The organism is Pseudoalteromonas shioyasakiensis, assembly GCA_013391845.1.
GTDB lineage: Bacteria > Pseudomonadota > Gammaproteobacteria > Enterobacterales > Alteromonadaceae > Pseudoalteromonas > Pseudoalteromonas apostichopi.
On the sequence record CP058414.1, the window covers coordinates 1,559,967 to 1,573,701 of the forward strand.

At 42.3% G+C, this 13,735-nt stretch carries 15 protein-coding genes; all 15 read left to right on the plus strand.

Annotated features, from left to right (window positions below; all coding sequences use genetic code 11):
• The first annotated feature begins 157 nt into the window (after window positions 1–157).
• The 15 genes from fliE (at window position 158) to flhB (ending at window position 13,670) form a co-directional block, all read left to right on the plus strand.
• Window positions 158–490: a flagellar hook-basal body complex protein FliE gene (gene fliE, locus HYD28_07165; GenBank protein QLE08765.1), complete on the plus strand. Its 333-nt coding sequence runs from the start codon at window positions 158–160 to the stop codon at window positions 488–490.
• A 20-nt stretch (window positions 491–510) separates the two neighbouring features.
• Window positions 511–2,226, plus strand: coding sequence for a flagellar M-ring protein FliF (gene fliF / locus HYD28_07170; protein ID QLE08766.1), 1,716 nt, complete (start codon window positions 511–513; stop codon window positions 2,224–2,226).
• Window positions 2,219–3,259, plus strand: coding sequence for a flagellar motor switch protein FliG (fliG, locus tag HYD28_07175; GenBank protein QLE08767.1), 1,041 nt, complete (start codon window positions 2,219–2,221; stop codon window positions 3,257–3,259). The genes fliF and fliG overlap by 8 nt, the downstream gene beginning before the upstream one ends.
• A 3-nt stretch (window positions 3,260–3,262) precedes the next feature.
• Window positions 3,263–4,081 (plus strand): flagellar assembly protein FliH, encoded by an 819-nt coding sequence (fliH, locus tag HYD28_07180; GenBank protein QLE08768.1) that lies wholly within the window; start codon window positions 3,263–3,265, stop codon window positions 4,079–4,081.
• Window positions 4,082–4,098: 17 nt separating this feature from the next.
• On the plus strand, window positions 4,099–5,433 hold the full coding sequence (fliI, locus tag HYD28_07185) for a flagellar protein export ATPase FliI (protein QLE08769.1): 1,335 nt from the start codon (window positions 4,099–4,101) through the stop codon (window positions 5,431–5,433).
• Window positions 5,433–5,888: a flagellar export protein FliJ gene (gene fliJ, locus HYD28_07190; GenBank protein QLE08770.1), complete on the plus strand. Its 456-nt coding sequence runs from the start codon at window positions 5,433–5,435 to the stop codon at window positions 5,886–5,888. The genes fliI and fliJ overlap by 1 nt, the downstream gene beginning before the upstream one ends.
• A 100-nt stretch (window positions 5,889–5,988) precedes the next feature.
• Window positions 5,989–8,196: a flagellar hook-length control protein FliK gene (locus tag HYD28_07195; GenBank protein ID QLE08771.1), complete on the plus strand. Its 2,208-nt coding sequence runs from the start codon at window positions 5,989–5,991 to the stop codon at window positions 8,194–8,196.
• 72 nt (window positions 8,197–8,268) lie between these two features.
• On the plus strand, window positions 8,269–8,790 hold the full coding sequence (gene fliL, locus HYD28_07200) for a flagellar basal body-associated protein FliL (protein QLE08772.1): 522 nt from the start codon (window positions 8,269–8,271) through the stop codon (window positions 8,788–8,790).
• A gap of 9 nt (window positions 8,791–8,799) precedes the next feature.
• Entirely contained in the window at window positions 8,800–9,891 is a 1,092-nt protein-coding gene (gene fliM / locus HYD28_07205) for a flagellar motor switch protein FliM (protein ID QLE08773.1), read from the plus strand.
• Window positions 9,892–9,913: 22 nt separating this feature from the next.
• The gene (gene fliN, locus HYD28_07210) at window positions 9,914–10,315 is read left to right on the plus strand and encodes a flagellar motor switch protein FliN (protein QLE08774.1); all 402 of its coding nucleotides are present in this window, start codon (window positions 9,914–9,916) and stop codon (window positions 10,313–10,315) included.
• The gene (gene fliO, locus HYD28_07215) at window positions 10,312–10,695 is read left to right on the plus strand and encodes a flagellar biosynthetic protein FliO (GenBank protein QLE08775.1); all 384 of its coding nucleotides are present in this window, start codon (window positions 10,312–10,314) and stop codon (window positions 10,693–10,695) included. The genes fliN and fliO overlap by 4 nt, the downstream gene beginning before the upstream one ends.
• Window positions 10,696–10,699: 4 nt before the next feature.
• Entirely contained in the window at window positions 10,700–11,440 is a 741-nt protein-coding gene (fliP, locus tag HYD28_07220; GenBank protein ID QLE08776.1) for a flagellar type III secretion system pore protein FliP, read from the plus strand.
• A gap of 40 nt (window positions 11,441–11,480) precedes the next feature.
• Window positions 11,481–11,750, plus strand: a complete 270-nt coding sequence (gene fliQ, locus HYD28_07225) for a flagellar biosynthesis protein FliQ (GenBank protein ID QLE08777.1) — start codon at window positions 11,481–11,483, stop codon at window positions 11,748–11,750.
• A complete protein-coding gene (gene fliR, locus HYD28_07230) occupies window positions 11,751–12,530 on the plus strand; it encodes a flagellar type III secretion system protein FliR (GenBank protein ID QLE08778.1) in 780 nt (259 codons plus the stop codon).
• A gap of 9 nt (window positions 12,531–12,539) precedes the next feature.
• Complete coding sequence (gene flhB / locus HYD28_07235; GenBank protein QLE08779.1) at window positions 12,540–13,670, plus strand: flagellar biosynthesis protein FlhB; 1,131 nt, start codon at window positions 12,540–12,542, stop codon at window positions 13,668–13,670.
• The last annotated feature ends 65 nt before the right edge of the window (window positions 13,671–13,735 follow it).

A 13,735-nucleotide genomic window follows, 5' to 3' on the forward strand; every position in this document is an offset into this window, starting at 1 on the left:
AGTTAAGCAAACAAGCTCACATTTTTGTGAGCTTGTTTGCTGTCAAAACTCTGACAAACCAAGATTGCTGCTTAAGCTATTGAAATTGCAGTTTTTATTTTGTGGCACGGTTTATGCTTTATCAGTTCATAAGTAAACTGCATTGTCAGAGAGTATTATGAAAGTTCAAAACAGCGCATTATTTCAAGAAATGCAATCTATGGCCTTAGAAGCAGGCCGTAGCAACTCAATTAATAATTTACCAACACAAACTCAGCCAACATCGTCGGCACAGTTTGGTGATTTACTTACTAATGCACTTGATACAGTGAATGGCTTACAACAAGACGCTAAGCAAAAAGTAACGGCAATGGAAATGGGTGACCGCAGTGTTTCTTTAGCTGATGTGATGATTGCTTCGCAAAAGTCATCAGTGGCATTTGAAGCAACGGTTCAGGTTCGAAACAAACTTGTTGAAGCTTATAAAGAAATCATGAACATGCCTGTGTAACTAGGTAGTGGAGAATTATTGTGGCGCAATCTAATCAATCAACTGATCTAGCCTTAGCAGGCGGTGGTATCGATTCAACCGATACCGATGATCAACAAGAGCAAAAGTCAGGCTACCTAAGTGCCTTAAACGGAGTAGACGTTTTACGTCAGGTTACCTTAGTGATTGCTTTGGCAATCTGTTTGGCTATCGCAATTTTCATTATTATTTGGGCTCGTCAGCCAGATATGCGTCCGCTTGGTAAAATGCCAACGGAAGAGCTTATTCAAACGTTGGACTTTTTAGACGCTCAAAAGATTGATTACGAACTCGATGGTAACGTCATCTCTGTTGAAGAAGGTGAATACCAAAACATAAAGCTATTGATGGCTCGTGAAGGCCTAGAGCAAGCGCCAAGCTCAGGTACTGACATCATCATGCAAGACATGGGATTTGGTGTAAGCCAACGCCTTGAACGTGAACGTTTAAAACATGGTCGTGAGCAACAGCTTGCGCGTACCATCGAAGAGCTAAAAAATGTTACTCGCGCCAAAGTACTTTTAGCTATTCCAAAAGAAAACGTATTCGCTCGTCGCGAAAAACAGCCCTCAGCTACAGTAGTGCTAACCTTAAAACGTGGCCGTTCGCTTGATGGTGAAGAAGTTGACTCAGTGGTTGATATTGTTGCCTCAGCGGTACAAGGTTTATCGCCAGAGCGTGTTACCGTGACTGATCAAAATGGTCGCTTACTTAATTCTGGTTCACAAAACTCACTCGCGGCACGCTCTCGTAAAGAGTATGAAATTGAGCGTAAGCGTGAAGAAGAGTACTTAAATAAAATCGATAGTATTCTAATTCCTGTAGTGGGCCTAGGTAACTATACTGCACAAGTCGATTTAAACATGGATTTCAGCGCAGTCGAAGAAACACAAAAACGTTATAACCCAGATTTACCGGCAGTGCGCAGTGAAACAACTTTCGAAGAAAATAACATAGGTGGCCTCGCTGTCGGCATTCCTGGTGCGCTAACTAATCAGCCGCCAGTAAACTCTAATATTCCTGAAATTGCTGGCCAAGGTAGTGCGGGTTCAGCAACGAATCCTAGCCGTTCGCATAAAGAAGCAACACGCAACTACGAGCTTGATACAACTATTTCGCATAAGCGTCAGCAAACCGGTGTTATCCGTCGCATAAGCGTTTCAGTTGCCGTTGATTATGTGCCGCAAGTGGGTGAAAACGGTGAAACAACCATGGTTCCTCGCTCTGTAGAAGCATTGTCAAATATTCGTCGCTTACTACAAGGTGGTGTTGGTTTTGATATGCAACGTGGTGATGCACTTGAAGTTGTAACAGTACCATTTGTTCGTGAAGATGTTGGGGAAGCAATTGAAGTTCCGCTTTGGGAGCAAGATTGGTTCATGAAGATGCTACGCTTAGCATTAGGTGCTCTGGTTATCATTGTATTGATTGTCTTTGTAGTAAGACCTATGTTGAAACGTCTAATTTACCCAGACGATACACTAGAGGAATATGATGAAGATGCATTAAGTGCTGGTGTAGATATTGGTGATAGCACGCTAGATATGCTAAATAAAGACTTTGACTCTGCTGCTGTAGGATTCTCAAGTGATGGTACACTACAGCTGCCAGACTTACATGGCGATGAAGATTTACTCAAAGCAGTTCGTGCATTGGTTGCAAATGAACCAGAACTGTCTTCTCAAGTAGTGAAAGCGTGGTTAACAGAAGATGACTGATCAAGAACAAAAACAATTACCACCGGCGTTTGATGTTGATAAATTAGACGGCGTTGATAAGGCGGCAATCTTATTGCTGAGCTTATCAGAAGAAGATGCTGCGCAAATCCTTAAACACTTAGAGCCTAAGCAAGTGCAAAAAGTGGGGATGGCAATGGCTGCGCTTGATGATTTATCGCAAGCGAAAATTAGTGCAGTCCATAATTTGTTTATTGAGCAAATTCAAAGCTTCAGTACCATTGGCTTCCAGTCTGAAGACTTTATCAAAAAAGCGCTTACCGCAGCGCTTGGTGAAGATAAAGCCGCCAGCCTTATTGACCAAATTGTCATGGGGTCAGGTGCGAAAGGTCTTGATTCACTGAAGTGGATGGACTCAAAACAAGTGGCGAATATTATTCGCAATGAGCACCCTCAGATTCAAACCATTGTTTTATCTTATTTAGAACCAGAGCAATCAGCAGAAATTTTGTCGCAATTCCCAGAGAAAGTGCGTTTAGATTTAACTATGCGTATTGCTAATCTTGAAGAAGTTCAACCGGCAGCATTACAAGAGTTGAATGAAATCATGGAGAAACAATTCGCCGGTCAAGCTGGTGCGCAAGCTGCGAAAATGGGCGGCTTGAAAGCTGCTGCTGATATCATGAACTACCTAGATACCAATGTTGAAGGTCAGTTAATGGATTCAATCCGTGAACACGATGAAGAGATGTCGCAGCAAATCCAAGACCTTATGTTTGTCTTTGAGAACTTAATGGATGTTGAAGACCGTGGTATTCAAGCGATTCTTCGTGAAGTACAGCAAGATGTATTAATGAAAGCAATTAAAGGCACAGATGAAGCATTGAAAGAGAAAATTTTAAGTAACATGTCAAAACGTGCCGCTGAATTACTCGCTGATGATCTTGAGGCGATGGGCCCTGTTCGTATTAGTGAAGTTGAAGCTGCACAGAAAGAAATTCTTTCTACGGCACGTCGTTTGGCTGACTCAGGCGAGATTATGCTTGGTGGCGGTGGTGGTGAGGAGTTCCTGTAAGCCATGAGTAAGTCTTCTTTTCATACCGGACGTCCAGTGCATGCCAGCGAAGCTGCTGATGAATTACTTGAAAACTGGCCAATCCCTGAAGTTACGCAAGATACAAAAAAACTTGCTGGGCGCTCAACTGCATACGGCACGCCTCTAGCTGATTTATATCGTAAAGAACAGCAAAAACAACAAGCTGACGAACAACCAGAAGAGCCTGAAATCCCGTCATTGACTATGGCTGAACTTGAAAAAATCCGTCAAGATGCCTTTGAAGAGGGACTAAAGCAAGGCCATGAGCAAGGTTACATAGACGGTTTTGAAAAAGGCGCTCATGAAGGTAAAGAAGCGGGGTTTAAAGAAGGTGTTGAGCTTGGTAAGGAGCAAGGCCAAGAAGAAATTAAGCCTATTTTAGAAGAGCAGCTCACTAACTTGAGAAGCTTGCTCGATAGCCTTTCTCAGCCTTTATCTAAAGTAGATGAAAGTGCAGAAAAGCAGTTAGTGCAGCTAGCGGTCATGTTAACTGAAGTATTAGTTTATCAAGAAATTAAAACTTCACCAGAAGTCATTTTGCATGCTTTAAAGCAGGCTATTGACGCTTTGGGTGAAGAACAAGCGAAAGTACGTATTCACTTACACCCTGATGATATCGATTTAATTACCCAAAGTTATGGCGAGCAAACCATCGCAGATAATCATTGGCAGTTAATCGCAGAACCCACATTAGATCGTGGTGGCTGTGAAATTAAAACCCCACAATCATCCTTAGATATGACAATTAAGACCCGCGTCAAAGAAACGTTGGAAAACTTTTTGCATAGCAGTGGTATCTAACACTTTTTAGGCTCATTATGAGTGCTCAATCTATGACTCTAAGCGAACGCTTACAGCGCTATGAAAAACATATCAAGGCTCCCAAACCTGCTGTTGCTGGTATTCTGACGCGTGTCGTTGGTTTAACACTTGAAGCAAAAGGGCTTAGAGCACCGGTTGGCAGTCAATGTAAAATTGAGACCATCAATGGATTTGTTGATGCTGAAGTGGTTGGTTTTAATGACCAAACACTTTACTTGATGCCGAATGATCATATCTCTGGTGTACTGCCAGGTGCGCGAGTTATTCCAAAAGTAAACGAAACAGGGTTGCCTGTAGGAATGAGCTTACTTGGCCGAGTGGTGGATGGTCTCGGTCGGCCGCTTGATGGCTTAGGTGCCATAAATGCTGAGCATCATCTAAAGTTTGCACAAAGTCCAATAAACCCGCTGGCAAGACGTCCTATTAGTCAGCCTATGGATGTAGGTGTTCGAGCCATCAACTCCGTTATTACTGTAGGTCAAGGCCAGCGTATGGGTCTGTTTGCAGGCTCAGGTGTCGGTAAATCAGTGCTACTAGGTATGATGACTCGCGGCTCTGAAGCTGATGTAATCGTTGTTGGCCTTGTGGGGGAACGTGGTCGTGAGGTAAAAGAGTTCATTGAAGAAATTTTAGGTGTTGAAGGTCGCAAGCGCTCGGTGGTAGTTGCCGCTCCAGCCGATGCCTCGCCATTAATGCGTTTAAAAGGTTGTGAAAGTGCAGTGACCATTGCTGAATATTTTCGTGATCAAGGTCTTAACGTGTTGTTATTACTTGACTCTGTTACCCGTTATGCCATGGCGCAACGTGAAATTGCCTTAGCGGTTGGTGAGCCTCCAGCTACGAAGGGTTATCCGCCTTCAGTATTTGCTAAACTGCCTGCGCTGGTGGAGCGTGCCGGTAATGGTGGTGAAGGGCAAGGTGCGATCACCGCGTTTTTCACTGTGCTTAGTGAAGGGGATGATATGCAAGACCCAATTGCTGACTCTGCCCGTGCTATTTTAGACGGCCACATTGTTTTATCTCGAGATTTAGCCGACAGTGGTCATTATCCTGCTATTGATATTGAAAAATCGATTTCTCGTGTTATGCCACAGGTTGTATCTGAAGCGCATATGCAACAAGCTCGCGTGCTAAAACAAGTGTATTCAATGTATCAACAGAACAAAGATATGATCACACTCGGTGCGTATCAAAAAGGCACCGACCCTATGCTTGACCAAGCAATTAATATGATGCCACGTGTGAATCAATTCCTTCAGCAAGGCATGAAAGATGTGATCAGTTATGATGATGGTCTACAAGGTCTTGCGCAGTTATTAGGACAAGGTTAATGGCAAAAAGTAAACTTGATTTATTGTTAAAGCTTGAGAGCGATAAAGAAGAGTCTCTACGCATGGATTACTTAAAAGCGCAGCAGCACTTACAAAGTAACCAACAAAAACTGCAAGGGCTGAATAACTTTCGCATGGAGTATTCTCAGCAGTTACATTTGAAAGGTCGCTCTGGTTTGTCTAGTGCCGGGTTTAGTCAATATCATGCCTTTATCGCAAAAATTGAAGAAGCGATACGTCAGCAAGCAAGCACTGTGAATACCGCAAAGCAAGTTGTTACGCAGCGAAAAGCACTGTGGTTAAAACAGCAAGTGAAAGCTAAAGCAGTTGCGAAGTTAATCGAAAAGCAAGCTGAAAAACAAGCGATGCAAGTGGCTAAAGCGGAGCAAAAAATGCTGGATGAGTTCGCTTCAAATCAGTTTTATCAACGTCAACTTAAAAACGCACTTCTCTAAAATACGACCTTTTTTAGGCATGTTAATTGCATTTACCTAACCAGTAGCATTAATTTTGGCACTTGCGGCGGCAAATTGCCTCTTTAGTTTTAGGTGAATTATGGCGATCAGTGATATCAATTTGCAGGTTAAAACTGAGCAAGGTACTGGTTTTTCAGGCAAAGAATCAGAGTCTAGCGACAAAGCATCGGGCTTAAGTTTTTTAACTTCACTAACACAAGCAAGTGAAGCGGCAAACGCGCAAGCAAAAAGTGATGCAGGTGCTGACTCAGTTGATGAAACTAAAGCTATCAGTACTTCTGAAGAGCCTAAATCAGGTGCTAAACCTGGTGATGAAAGCACAGCTGCTGATGCTAAAGCTGCAACTGCTACCACCTCTTCAGAACAGCAATCTAAAACAAGTCCAGATGTTCGTAATGAAGCTGTAACTAAAGAACAAAGCGATGAACTTGCTCTTGTAGAAGATGAGGAAAACTCACTGCTTTCGCAAATTAATGCGGCTCAAGCTATGAGTACGCGTGTTAATAAATTGATTGAAAATAATGATGTTAGCCCTGTAGTTGTTGATAAAAAACCATCCCCAATCGATACCATTACACCTGTTATACCTTCACCGATGACAGACGTTGCACAAACCGATGATTCAAAAGCCGACGCGGAAGGCGATAATTCAATAGCAAGCTTATTACATAAGTCTAAAGTTGCGACTGCGGTAGATAGCCAGCTAAAAGCGATGGGTGATTTACCACCAAAAGATAGCATAACCCCAGTTATTGACAGCCCATTAACCGATAAAGGAAAGCAGGGTGTTTCAGCTGTTAATACCCCTGATACAAAACCTCAGGTAAGTAATCTTAATAATGCAACTGAACAAACAGGCGGTAAAAAGGCTGATGTTGAATTAGATGCTCTGTTGAAATCTACTCAAAAACAGCAGACTGCGGATTTAGAAGGTAAAACGAGCGAAGTTAGTTCAAAACAAACTCAAAGCCACGTTGATAAATCTGCAGCAAGCATCATCGACAAGAAAGTGACAGATAACTCAATTGTTGGCCTATTCGCTAAGGTACAAAGTGGTGATGGAGAGGCTGTGAGTGAGTTCGCTAAAGGTTTGTCGCTAACCTCTGAACAGCAAAAGCAACTTGAGCAACAAATAAATCAACTGAAAGCTGATAATAAACTCAGCGCTGATGAGGTGGCAACAATCAAGTCGCTATTGTCTGAATTAAGCAATAGCAAGTCAGCAGCACAAAGCCCTGTATCACAATTTGCTGTAGAACAAGACATTGCTAATGAAAATCAGGCAAAACAAGATACTAAATTAGCTGACAATAAGGCTCTAGATAACAAGTTACCTACAGGCGTCGAAAAGCAAATCACGGCGTTGACTAAGGATGAACAGCAAGCGCTTTTAAATAAAGTGAATACTCAACTGCAAACGTTAACGCCGGGCACTGCTCAGTACGAAAAGCTCTCTGCGGCACAAACCTTGCTCACAGAGGCTATTAATGCTCCAGCCAAAGTAAATACAGCCACAGCAATGCCTGTTCCCGCAGCAACAGTCACAGCTGAACATAGCAAGGCGAAACAAAATAGCTCAGCGCAAGTTACAGCTGATGCAAGCAAAGCAATGATTGGTGATGACGTCACAACAGAACTGGATACAAAACTCAATACCGAACGCACACAAGAAGCTGTTACCCCGCGCGTAGCTCAGTTATTTACTCAGATTACGGCTCAAGCAAATGCAACAGTACAACCAGGTGCTTATGAAATGGCTCATCAACAATACGAGCAAGCGCTTGAAGTACAAACAATGCATACGCAAACAACAGCACAAACCCAGGCTCAATCTAAATCAGTGGCCCTTGACCCTGGAGTAATGCAAGCGATTAACATTATAAAAAGTGATGCAGCAAAAATGCTTCAAGAGCGTGTTAGTGCATTATTAAATATCAATAATAAAGAAGCTGAAATTCGCTTAGACCCGCCAGAAATGGGCAGTATGCAAATTCGTATACGTAGCGATGCAGAGCAAGCTCAAATTAATTTTGTTGTACAAAATCAGCAAGCAAAAGAAGCTTTAGAGCAGTCAATGCCACGTTTACGAGAGATGCTAGCGCAGCAAGGTATTGAACTTGGTGAGAGTAGTATTCAGCAGGGTAACCCTGAGCAACAACAAGAGCAGTCAGGGCAAGGGCAGTTCGCTGGAAAACAACAAACACAAGAGCAGCAACAAGAAGTAACAGCGCAAAGCTCAGAAACTTCTCGACAACAATCTTCATCATCAATAGATTACTATGCATAAGTCCTGCTATTATAAGAAATAAAATAGTTACAGCCTGATGAACAGATTGCTGTAACTTTGAGGGAAGTGACAATGGCCGAAGAAGCAAATTTAGAAATAGAAGATACGGGTAAAGGCAAAAAGAAACTAATAATCATCATTGCTGCTGTAGTGTTGATAGTTGGTGCAGCTGCAGGGTACTTTTTATTTATGGGCGATGATGCCCCTGAAGAAAGCCTAGCAGATGAAACCACAGTGACTGAGTCCGCTGCACCATCGAGCTCCGCACAAATTGGTTCGGCTTTATATGTCGCAATGCCACGTCCATTTGTATTTAATGTGCCCGGTGCTAGTCGAGACCGTATCGTACAGATAAAAGTTCAGCTACTAGTGCGCGGTGAAGTAAACGAAGAAACTGCCAAAAAACACATTCCACTTATCGAAAGTACCTTACTTGGCGTTCTTTCAACAACGACCGCAGATGAATTAGGTACTAGCGAAGGTAAAGAGTCAGTGCGTGTCGCTGCACTTGAAAAAGTACAATCAGCATTAAGTGATGTTGAAGGTAGCAAAGTGATAGAGCGGGTATTATTTACCGGCTTTGTGATGCAATAAGGGGTCAGCGTGAGCGATTTATTATCTCAAGACGAAATTGATGCGCTCTTACATGGCGTCGACGAAGTCGAAGAGGAAGATATTCACGAAGGTGATGACTTAGACAGTAATACCTTACAGTATGACTTCTCATCACAAGATCGTATTGTCCGTGGTCGTATGCCGACCCTGGAGATCGTGAATGAACGTTTTGCCCGTCATATGCGAATTAGCTTATTTAACATGATGCGCCGCACCGCAGAGGTGTCGATTAACGGCGTGCAAATGATTAAATTTGGCGAATATATTCACACCTTATTCGTGCCAACCAGTTTGAACATGGTACGTTTTCGTCCTTTGAAGGGCACAGGCCTAATTACCATGGAAGCCCGATTAGTATTCATTTTAGTGGATAACTTTTTTGGTGGAGATGGTCGCTATCATGCAAAAATTGAAGGCCGAGAATTTACCCCTACAGAGCGTCGTATCGTTCAAATGCTGCTTAAAATTATCTTTGAAGATTATAAAGAAGCATGGGCACCGGTAATGGATGTATCTTTTGAGTACCTTGACTCAGAAGTTAACCCTGCGATGGCTAACATCGTAAGTCCAACTGAAGTCGTTGTTATTAGCTCTTTCCATATTGAGCTAGATGGTGGTGGTGGTGATTTCCATATTGCACTGCCGTACTCTATGCTTGAGCCTATTCGTGAATTACTCGATGCCGGTGTGCAATCAGACACCGAAGACACTGACCTACGTTGGAGTAAAGCATTGCGTGATGAGATCATGGATGTTGAAGTGGATTTGTCGACTCAATTACTTGAGGTCGATTTAACACTACAACAAATCATGGAGCTTAAAGCTGGCGATATTATCCCTGTGGAAATGCCAGAACATATCACCGTCTTTGTAGAAGAATTGCCGACCTTTAGAGCAAAAATGGGTCGTTCTCGTGACAATGTTGCACTACAAATTAGCGAAAAAATTAAACGCCCTGAATCAGTTAAGTCAGAACTACATGTGTTCACAAAAGGTGGCAAAAAACTGGATTCAGATGCAGAATTAGCAGAACTAGAAGAAGATCTACATCTATCAGAAGGTGTGGATTTAGACTGGTAGTCGATTTATAAGGTTAAACATAATGAGTGATGATCAAGATACAATGGACGAATGGGCTGCGGCATTGGCCGAAGCTGAAGAAGCCGAAGGTGGTTCAGGTGATGCGGCTGTGGCTGAACTTGATGAACTAAAAGATGAAAGACATGAGCTGTCTGGCGACGAAAAACGTAAACTTGATACTATCTTGGACATTCCTGTTACTATTTCGATGGAAGTGGGTCGTTCAAAAATCAACATTCGTAATCTATTACAGCTCAACCAAGGTTCAGTGGTCGAACTAGATCGAGTAGCTGGTGAGCCACTTGATGTATTGGTTAATGGCACCCTGATTGCGCATGGTGAAGTAGTCGTAGTAAATGATAAGTTCGGTATTCGTTTAACTGACGTTATTAGCCAAGTTGAACGTATTAAAAAGTTACGATGAATGCTTTAGTTGTTTTAACAAGTGCGTCGAGCACTGTATTTCCCACGGCATCACCAACGGCAGATTTATTGTCTATGGTGATGTCTTTGCTTTTAGTGCTTGTGGTTATTATTGCCTTGGCTTTTTTGGTAAAAAAATTAAACCCAAACCTTGCCAACAGTGATGAGTTTAAAGTAGTGCGTAGCTTGCCCTTAGGCTCCCGTGAACGTTTGATGGTTATTGAAATTGATAACGCTCAACACTTAATTGGTGTTACCCCGCATAGTATTAATTACTTGCATAAGCTAGAGACACCTTTACAAGAAAAAGAACTCCCAGAACTTGCCAAGAAGTTTGGTAAGCTACTGAACCCACAATCACCTTCAAATAAAAAGAATTAACGCTATGATCAAGTGGATACTTATTTTAGCAAGTTTGCTGTTTTTGCCGTCGGTTAACGCTGAGGGTATAGAAGCCCTGACTATTACCACTAACCCTGATGGTTCTCAAGATTACTCTGTGACGCTACAAGTGTTAGCGATCATGACTGCGCTGAGCTTCATTCCAGCGGCAGTGATTATGATGACCTCATTTACACGGATTATTGTGGTTTTGGCGATATTACGCCAAGCAATAGGCTTACAACAGACGCCATCGAATCAGATTTTGTTAGGTATGTCGCTGTTTTTAAGTATTTTTATTATGGCGCCAATTTATCAGCAGGTGAATGAGCGCGCTATTGAGCCATACTTGAATGAGCAAGTTACCTCAGTACAAGCACTTGAGCTTGCCAAAGAGCCAATGAAAGCTTTTATGCTCTCGCAAGTTCGTATAAAAGATTTAGAGACCTTTGCGAAAATAGCTGGTTATGAGCAATTAGACTCGCCAGAAGACACCCCACTGATTGTTTTAATCCCAGCCTTTGTTACCAGTGAACTGCAAACGGCCTTTATCATTGGTTTTATGTTTTTCATTCCCTTTTTGATTGTGGATTTGGTTGTGGCCTCCGTATTAATGGCCATGGGTATGATGATGCTTTCGCCGATGATTGTATCTTTACCATTTAAGATCATGCTATTCGTGTTAGTTGATGGCTGGGGTCTTGTTATGGGCACACTTGCTAAGAGTTTCGGGCTCGGGGTGTAACAATGCACTTCAAGGCACATAATTAGTTAGGAGAGACAAAATGGAACCGGAAATTTTTGTCGATATTCTGAGTGATGCACTATTTTTAGTCATTAAATTGGTATCGGCAATTGTGGTGCCAGGCTTGTTAGTCGGTCTTGTGGTGGCAGTTTTTCAAGCGGCAACATCCATCAATGAGCAAACATTAAGCTTTTTACCCCGTTTGTTAATTACAATTAGTGCATTAATTTTAGGCGGTCACTGGTTCACTCAAGAGCTTATGGACTATTTTACTCGTTTAGTGATGTCGATACCGGAGATTGCAGGCTAAATGGAATTTCCATTTGCTGTCATTATTCAATGGCTCAGCGATTTTTTGCTACCATTGGTGCGTATTAGCTCCATGATCATGATTATGGCAGGCCTTGGTGCGAAGAATGTACCCACTCGAATTAAACTTGGTTTAGCGGTAGTCGTTACCTTTGTTGCTGTGCCTATGCTGCCACAAGCGACCTTCAATAACCTATTCTCCTTTGAAATGATCCTTGTCGTTATTCAGCAAATGCTTATTGGTGTGGCGATAGGCTTTGCTTCAGTACTATTACTAAACACTTTTGTACTAGCTGGGCAAATACTTGCAATGCAAACTGGTCTTGGTTTTGCGTCAGTTGTTGATCCATCTAACGGCATGAATGTCCCCGCGGTTGGTCAGTTCTATTTAATTTTGGCTACCTTGCTATTCTTCGTATTTAACGGTCATTTAATGATGATTCAAATGGTCATTCATAGCTTTGAGGTACTACCAATCGATGGAACTTGGTGGTCCGTTGATCATTACTGGGATATCGTCACATGGGGCGGTTGGATGTTTACTACTGCCTTGGTGCTTGCTTTAGCGCCACTGACGGCGATGCTTGTTATTAATATGTCATTTGGTGTAATGACCCGTGCGGCACCGCAATTAAATATTTTTTCGATAGGTTTTCCGTTTACCTTGGTGGCTGGTCTTGTGATTATTTGGGCTACTCTAGGTAACTTTATGACTCAATTTGAGTTTCAGTGGTTAAAAATGGTTGAGTTAATGTGCAGCCTAGTTGGTTGTACACCTTAGGAGCGCGCCATGGCTGAAGATTCAGGTCAAGAAAAAACCGAAGAACCCACAGGAAAAAAAATAGAAGACGCCAAGAAAAAAGGCCAGGTTGCTCGCTCAAAAGAGTTAGGCACTATGTTTGTGCTTATCTTCTCGGCAATTTCTTTATTATTGTATGGTCCTGAAATTGGTAAGGGACTTTATAATGTCATGGGGCGCTTATTAAGTCTTAATCGAAATGAAACCTACGACACCACTAAAATGTTCTCTGTGTGGGGAATAGTTGCGGATGCTTTACTATTCCCTATGGCAATGTTTGTTTTTATTATTGTAATTGCAGCTTTTATAGGCAATACACTATTAGGAGGATTTAACTTTAGTTGGCAAGCGGCGGCACCAAAAGCGAGTAAAATGTCACCAGCTAAAGGCATAAAACGTATGCTTGGCCCTCAAGCTGGGGTAGAGCTGGTCAAGTCTATTTTAAAGTTTGCTGTCGTTGCCGGTTTTGCGGTGTTTTTAATCAATACCTTCTTTGATGAAATACTACATTTAAGCCAAGAAAGCGCCCCTAGTAATTTTATTCATGCGCTTGAAATTTTATCTTGGATGTTCCTTGGGCTAACTTGTACATTAATTATTATTGCCGCCATTGACGCTCCTTACCAAAGTCATAAACACCATAAAGAGCTAAAAATGACCCTGCAAGAAGTGAAAGACGAATACAAAAACTCTGAGGGTGACCCGCAAATTAAAGCGCGTATTCGTCGAACCCAGCGGGAAATGTCGCAAAGGCGGATGATGCAAGATGTTCCTGATGCAGACGTTATTGTAACCAACCCGACTCACTATTCTGTTGCACTAAAATACGACACAGCTAAAGCTGGTGCGCCTATTGTTCTTGCCAAAGGCGTGGACGAGCTTGCTATGCAAATTCGTAAAGTGGGAAAGGGTAATGACGTGCCAATTGTCGAATCGCCAATGCTTACTCGTGCGTTGTATCACACTACCGATGTTGGTCAGCAAATACCTGATCAACTATTTACCGCAGTAGCGCAAGTGCTAGCTTATGTTTTCCAGTTAAAACGCTTCCAAAAAGGGCGCGGAAAACGTCCTGTTCCGCTCAATAAAAAGCTACCAATACCAGATGCTTACAAATATTAATTAATACCTTTATAACTTGGAATAGTTATTGCAAATTCCGTGTAGTGTCAATTTTTTGAAATTGT

Coding starts and splice junctions, on each gene's coding strand:
- fliE (QLE08765.1), top strand. CDS start 158: ATGAAAGTTCAAAACAGCGCATTATTTCAAGAAATGCAATCTATGGCC.
- fliG (QLE08767.1), top strand. CDS start 2,219: ATGACTGATCAAGAACAAAAACAATTACCACCGGCGTTTGATGTTGAT.
- fliH (QLE08768.1), top strand. CDS start 3,263: ATGAGTAAGTCTTCTTTTCATACCGGACGTCCAGTGCATGCCAGCGAA.
- fliI (QLE08769.1), top strand. CDS start 4,099: ATGAGTGCTCAATCTATGACTCTAAGCGAACGCTTACAGCGCTATGAA.
- fliJ (QLE08770.1), top strand. CDS start 5,433: ATGGCAAAAAGTAAACTTGATTTATTGTTAAAGCTTGAGAGCGATAAA.
- HYD28_07195 (QLE08771.1), top strand. CDS start 5,989: ATGGCGATCAGTGATATCAATTTGCAGGTTAAAACTGAGCAAGGTACT.
- fliL (QLE08772.1), top strand. CDS start 8,269: ATGGCCGAAGAAGCAAATTTAGAAATAGAAGATACGGGTAAAGGCAAA.
- fliN (QLE08774.1), top strand. CDS start 9,914: ATGAGTGATGATCAAGATACAATGGACGAATGGGCTGCGGCATTGGCC.
- fliO (QLE08775.1), top strand. CDS start 10,312: ATGAATGCTTTAGTTGTTTTAACAAGTGCGTCGAGCACTGTATTTCCC.
- fliP (QLE08776.1), top strand. CDS start 10,700: ATGATCAAGTGGATACTTATTTTAGCAAGTTTGCTGTTTTTGCCGTCG.
- fliQ (QLE08777.1), top strand. CDS start 11,481: ATGGAACCGGAAATTTTTGTCGATATTCTGAGTGATGCACTATTTTTA.
- fliR (QLE08778.1), top strand. CDS start 11,751: ATGGAATTTCCATTTGCTGTCATTATTCAATGGCTCAGCGATTTTTTG.
- flhB (QLE08779.1), top strand. CDS start 12,540: ATGGCTGAAGATTCAGGTCAAGAAAAAACCGAAGAACCCACAGGAAAA.